The organism is Acetobacter sp. UBA5411 (assembly GCF_002409645.1).
Classification (GTDB): domain Bacteria; phylum Pseudomonadota; class Alphaproteobacteria; order Acetobacterales; family Acetobacteraceae; genus Acetobacter.
Genome location: NZ_DHNR01000044.1, coordinates 15513 through 16525, shown reverse-complemented (window position 1 = coordinate 16525; position 1013 = coordinate 15513). Strand labels below are relative to the sequence as shown.

Annotated in this window: 2 protein-coding genes; both read left to right on the top strand. The window is 58.1% G+C overall.

What is annotated here, in order from left to right:
* A partial coding sequence (locus B3759_RS16610; RefSeq protein WP_291367737.1) for a hypothetical protein occupies window positions 1-690 on the top strand: 690 nt, incomplete at its 5' end.
* Complete coding sequence (locus tag B3759_RS16605) at window positions 675-902, top strand: hypothetical protein (RefSeq protein WP_291367735.1); 228 nt, start codon at window positions 675-677, stop codon at window positions 900-902. The genes B3759_RS16610 and B3759_RS16605, both read left to right, overlap by 16 nt.
* Window positions 903-1013 lie beyond the last annotated feature (111 nt).

Sequence of the window (1013 nt, the reverse complement as noted above, 5' to 3'; positions counted from 1 at the left end):
AAGGAAATCCTGTTCTGCTACAGGTCGTCAACGTCCAGCATCGCTGGCGCATATTGCAACCGGGCGGTGTCGTATAACTACGTCGAGGATACGTGGAGCATTATCGACCTGCCCAACGTCACATGCGGGTATTCCCTGCATTACATGGGATTCACGATCTGGGGAACGGACGCCACGACCCCCTGGACTGACGACCCGGCCGGGACGTGGGAGAACGATGCAGGTGCGTACGCGCCTCTGTCTTTGTTCGGTTCGTGTGAGACCCCTTCGGCTGGACCCACGCAGGACCGGGTTCTGGCGTATGATGCCATAATCAATCCTGTCTTGAACCTGTCCATGCCCAGCGATGCCAACTACCCTGCATATCTGGAGCGGAAGGGGATCACACTGGATATCAAGCAGGCGTGGATGGACAACGCCCCGCTGGCGTCCTGCAAGCAGCTGCGCCGGGTGCTTCCGCTGACGGACATGGCAACCGGGGACGGTATCAGCATTTCTGTGGGCGGTTCCATGACACCTGCCCTAGATGTGAGCTACGGCGCGTCCGTGCTGTTTAACCCGGTGACGCAGTATCAATTCAACACTCGTGTGAATGGCCGCTTCCTCGCTATTCGCGTGGATGCGTCTGCCACCACGGATTTCAATGTCACAGGCTTTGACCTGGACCTAACAGGATGGGGGACACGATAACAGAACTACAATGCGAGGGGCGCACCCTCGCCTATCATTCCGACCGTAAGCAGCCCACACAGGAACAGCAGGATCAGAAGGCCCTGCTCGACTGGTTTTGCTCGCGTGTGGAAGCAAGATATGCGGAATGTCCGTATTCGGACGGTCTGGCCGCCTATCGGCACAAGCTGAATGCTGATCTACTCCAGAAACGGCTGGCCTTGAATGTCTAAGGTGGCGCAGGAAGTCGCGGTCCAAGGCTACACGCGGGCACCGTTTCCATCTGACCCTGCCAGCCTTAGCCTGCACGTCTCGCGCGAGCTGCAAAAGATCGAGGCAGCGTT